A 4,613-nucleotide genomic window follows, 5' to 3' on the forward strand; every position below is an offset into this window, starting at 1 on the left:
CGACGCCAGGGAGGGGAGGGCGGCCGAAGCGGGCGCGGAGCGCCTGCCCTGGCCGCGAACAGCGAGGCGCCACGCCCGCCGGCGCCATCCGGGGGCCCGTTGGACAGCGCACGCGACATCCCTGTCGAACTCCGAAATGAAATGCACCGGAAGGACCCGCTCCCGCAATTTCCGGCGCATACTGCAGGGAATGACGAAATCTGCAGCAGTCCGCCGCGTCCTGCCCACCAGCCCCTTCAAGGCCCGGATCGAAGCACCGCGCAAGCACTTCGCCGTCGGCGACCGCGTCACTCACGACCAGTACGGCCTCGGCCGGGCCATCGGCGTGGAAGGCGACAGCGACATCGCGGTACTCGTCGACTTCGGATCGCGGCGGGAACGCATCACCCAGCCCTACGCCGCCATGTTCAAACTCTGACCCAGGACTCACGCGCTCGCGGCCGAGCGCGCCCAGGGCGGTGCCGAGCAGCAGTGCGGCCCGCGGGTCGAAGCCCTGCCGCAGTGCCGCTTCGGCCAACTGCCTTATCTGGCCGAGGTCGTGGGCGTAGTACGCCAGAGCGGCCGCTCGCAACAGCAGCTCGGCGCCGCGCTCCTCTTGTCCGCCCCCGCGCAGGCCGGGGTGATCGTCCCGCAGGTCCACCAGGCCGGCATCGTCATGGACGACGCAGCCGGCTTCCCGCCCGGACCCACCGTCACTGCTTCGGTCTGTGCCCCGACCGCAGGCGAACGGGGGCGCCACCGCTCGGTGGCGCCCCCGTTCTGCCCGCCGCGCGAAAGCCGGACGCCCGGCGTCGCCCGGCCTATATCCACACGCATGCTCGGGCGCCTCATCGTGGACTTCCTCACCGCGTCGACGAACAGACCGTCATCGGGGCGGGCATCGGAGCGGGCATCGGGGCGGCCGCGCTGACCGGCCCAGCTGGCCGGCTCACTGCGAGCCGGCCTCGACGACTCTCGCGGCGGAGTGTCCGGGTCAGCTCCGGTCGGGGAGCCGGGGCGTGGAGCGGCCGTTGACGTTCGGGTCGGCGGCCGATGCGCCGGTCGTCGAAGCCGTCGAGGTCACTGAGGGCGCCGCGGAGTGCTGGAGGGATCGTAGGATGGCCAGCCCCTGGCTGGCGATGCCGGCCGCGATCTGGTTCACCCCGTCGGTGCCGTTCAGGACGGTCAGATCGGCGCCCGCCAAGCCCCGGGCCGCCGCGTCGGCGAGCGTGGGGAGGGCCTCCACGATCCGGTTGGCCGCGATCAGCTCCTGGTTGCCGTCCCGCAGCGACGCCGCGCGGGCGGCGTTGGCGTCCGCCTGGGCCTGGGCCAGGGTCCGTTCCGTGTAGGCGCCGGCGTCGGCCTCGAACTTCACCCGGTCGCGGTCCGCCTCGGCCAGCGTCCGCTTCCGGTAGGCCTCGGCGTCGGCCGGGCGCCGCACCTCCGCCTCCAGCCGCTGCGCCGTGAGCGCCGCATTGCGCTGCGCGAGGGCGGTCTGTTCCTCGGTGACCTCCTGGGTGGCTCGTGCCTCGGCGAGCGGCCCGGCCTGGGCTGCGCGCGCCCTGGACTGCTCGGTCTCCGCGAGGAAGCCGGCCCGCTTGATCGCGGTGTCCCGCTCGTACTCGGCCTTGAGCGCGGCGGCCTGCTGCTCCCGTTCGCTCGCCTCCTGGTCGGCCCTGGCCTGGGCGATCCGGGCCTGACTGGCCACCGCCGCCGCGTGCGGCGCGGCGAGGTTGTCGATGTAGCCGGTGGTGTCCTCGATCTCCTGGATCTGCAGGGCGTCCACCACGATGCCGAGCTTCTCCATCTCGCCGTGACTGCCTGCCATGACCTCCTGGGCGACCCGGCTGCGCTCCCGGATGATCTGCTCCACCGTCAGCCCCCCGACGATGGAGCGTAGGTGGCCCGCGAAGATCCGTCCGACCAGTTCCTGCATCTGGTTCTGCTCGGACAGGAAGCGCCGGGCGGCGTTGGCGATCGACACGGCGTCATCGCCGACCTTGAAGACACAGACCGCGCGGACGGTGAGCCGGATTCCCTGCTGGGTGACGCAGTCCTCGGCGATCTCCGACTCCTGCAGGGCCAGGGACAGCATGCGGGCCTTCTGCTTGACGGGAACGACGAAGCTCCCGTGGCCCGTGACGATCCGGAACTGGGTGTCCTGCGACTGTCGCTTGGAGCCGGAGATGAGCATGGCCTCGTTGGGCGCGGGCACGTGCCAGAACAACATGACGAACCACCTGACCTGCAACAGATTGACGAGGGCCGCGGGACCCCCGGACTCAGGGCGGCAGCGGCTCGACCAGCACCGACCGGGCGGAGATCGTGTCGACCACGACCACCCGAGTGTTGACCGCGATCGGCCCGGCGGACCAAGCCGCGAACGCCTCCGACCCGCCGCGCAGGCCGACCAGCACCTCGCCCGGCCCGTCCGTCGGGATCGGCACCGTCACCCTCCCGACAGCTCCGACCGGGCTCTGCTGGGAGTCATCAGCCGCGCACATGACACCTCGTGCCGTGCGGCACCACGGCGCAGTGGGCGGCCGGAACACGAACGGCCACGGGCGGCATCCCTCCTGGAGGCACCGGGCCCCCGGTCGAGTCCTTCGGCAGAATGCCTGCGAGCAGCGCGCGCCGCGCGGCCGCCCCGACCCCTCCCACGGTACTCCGGCCGCAGCAGGGAGGCGTTTCCCGGGTACCCGACTCGGATCTCCGGCCCGGGAGTCCCGACCCGGCGCCGACCGGACCGGCTCGGAGGCTGGGCCACCAACCGCCCGGATCGGCGGATTTCCAGGCCGCCCGGATGACGTCGACACCGTCGTCAAGGCGGCGAGCGGCTGCTGCGCGCGTGCTGTGGCCCGCACCTGGTGCGCCTCGCCGCCGGCTACGAGCGCCGTCCGTTCGGGGTCGAGGAGCTGTGGGCGGGGCAGATGGACGGGAGACTCCTCACCGCACACGCCCGCCGCGTTCGCGGCTCATGCTCCAGCGACGGCCGCCGGATGGGAGCGGAGGTCAGCCGTCGCTGCGGTAGTGGTCCATCGAGACCTTCACCGGGCCGTTGCCGGTCACGGAGATGACCCGCACGATCGCTATGGCGTGAGTGCTTCTCGATCGCACACAGAAGGCTCGGCCGGCCAGCAGGTCACTGAAGTCGAGGGCCGTCGCCGGATGCCGGTCGATGGCCGTCGAGCAATCGGTCGGGGTGGGCCGGCCGCTGGGGGTGACGGCGGCGTCGCTTCCCGTCGGGATCAGGAACTCGTTGGCGTTGTGCCCTACGGACCACTCGGTGGACTGCGCGGGGATCAACTTGCCGGTCTCGATGTCGAAGTCGTAGGAGTCGTCGGGTGCGGTCAGGATTGCATCGGTGTACGCCGCGGTGTACGTGGCCGGGCTCGCCGCGTCGGACGGCCTCGGGCCGTCGGCCGCCGGTGCCGGCGTGTCCGGGCCGGTGTCACCGGCCGTCGGGCTGTCACCGGCCGTCGGGCTGTCACCGGCCGATCCCGTGGCTGCGAGGATCCGGTCGAGCTTGTGGGACAGGAGCACGCCGCCGACCGTGCCGCCGAGAGCCACCACCAACGCCGACAGCAGCAGTACCGTCTTCCAGGTCGCGTCCTTGCGGCAGGGCTTGCCCACCGCGGGTGTCGCGGGAGCGGCGACGGTCGGCAGTGGGGGCGGAAGCAGAGCGGTCGGCACCTCGGGCAGGGGCTGCGCAGCGCCGTCGGAGCCGGGCGGGGCCTGGACGGCGACGACGTCGGGGGAGAACGCGGTGGCCAAGTCCTGCGGCAGGTCGGAGCGGCGGGTGATGTCGGTGCTGACCCGAGTGGGCAGCCAGTCGTCGGCGAAGCGCAGCCCGCGGCCCGCAGCGGGGTGGTTGCGGGCGGCCTCGATGATCTCGGCGGGGGTCGGCCGGTCTTCGGGCTGCTTGGCCAGGCAGCGCAGCAGCAGCGCGTGCAGGTCGCCCGGGACACGGCCGAGATCCGGCTGCTCGTTCACCACCCGGTACAGCACCGTGGTCTCCGGTCCCTCGCCGAACGGCTGGGTGCCGCCGGCGGTGTACGCCGCCAGCGAGCCCAGCGCGAAGACGTCCGTCGCGGGCGTGGCCGGCTGGCCCAGGGCCTGCTCGGGCGCCATGAAGGCGGGCGAACCGATCCGGAAACCGGTGCCGGTCAGCGCGACGGCGTCGGCCGCGCGGGCGATGCCGAAGTCGATCACGCGCGGACCGTCGGCCGCGAGCAGCACGTTGGCGGGCTTGAGATCCCGGTGCACCACCGCGGCGCCGTGGATCGCCTGCAGCGCCTCCGCGATCCCGCCTACCAACAGCAGGACCGTGCGCACCGGTAGCGCACCGTGTTCCCGGACCACCTGTTGCAGCGACGGGCCCGGAACGTACACGGTGGCCAGCCAGGGCACGTCGTCGTCCGCGCCGGAGTCGATCACCTGGGCGGTGTACAGCCCATGGATCCGCCGGGCGTTGGTGACCTCCTGGGCGAAGCGCCACCGGAACTCCGTGTCCTGCGCGAACTCCGGCCGGACCGTCTTGAGGGCCACCGGCCGTCCACCGGGTGTGCAGGACCGCCCCCGGCCCGATCGTGGCCCTGCTGGAGGACGAACGGGTCACCGTCGAACTGATCAAC

The 4,613-nt window shown here is 72.6% G+C and carries 4 protein-coding genes; 1 reads left to right on the forward strand and 3 read right to left on the reverse strand.

Features of this window, described 5'->3' with window-relative positions:
* Window positions 1-190: 190 nt before the first annotated feature.
* Complete coding sequence (locus tag ACIQOV_RS28585) at window positions 191-418, forward strand: hypothetical protein (RefSeq protein ID WP_209415310.1); 228 nt, start codon at window positions 191-193, stop codon at window positions 416-418.
* 555 nt (window positions 419-973) lie between these two features.
* Here the strand turns inward: ACIQOV_RS28585 and ACIQOV_RS28590 are convergent.
* The 3 genes from ACIQOV_RS28590 to ACIQOV_RS28600 form a co-directional block, all read right to left on the reverse strand.
* Window positions 974-2,209, reverse strand: coding sequence for an SPFH domain-containing protein (locus ACIQOV_RS28590; protein ID WP_401053352.1), 1,236 nt, complete (start codon window positions 2,207-2,209; stop codon window positions 974-976).
* 52 nt (window positions 2,210-2,261) lie between these two features.
* Window positions 2,262-2,426, reverse strand: coding sequence for a hypothetical protein (locus ACIQOV_RS28595; protein ID WP_401053353.1), 165 nt, complete (start codon window positions 2,424-2,426; stop codon window positions 2,262-2,264).
* A 565-nt stretch (window positions 2,427-2,991) separates the two neighbouring features.
* Window positions 2,992-4,527: a serine/threonine-protein kinase gene (locus ACIQOV_RS28600; RefSeq protein ID WP_401053355.1), complete on the reverse strand. Its 1,536-nt coding sequence runs from the start codon at window positions 4,525-4,527 to the stop codon at window positions 2,992-2,994.
* Between the last annotated feature and the right edge of the window lie 86 nt (window positions 4,528-4,613).

It is taken from the genome of Kitasatospora sp. NPDC091257, from assembly GCF_044757675.1.
GTDB lineage: Bacteria > Actinomycetota > Actinomycetes > Streptomycetales > Streptomycetaceae > Kitasatospora > Kitasatospora lactacystinica.

Excerpts from the sequence above, each read along its gene's own strand:
- ACIQOV_RS28585 (WP_209415310.1), top strand. The coding sequence starts at position 191 with ATGACGAAATCTGCAGCAGTCCGCCGCGTCCTGCCCACCAGCCCCTTC.
- ACIQOV_RS28590 (WP_401053352.1), bottom strand. The coding sequence starts at position 2,209 with ATGTTGTTCTGGCACGTGCCCGCGCCCAACGAGGCCATGCTCATCTCC.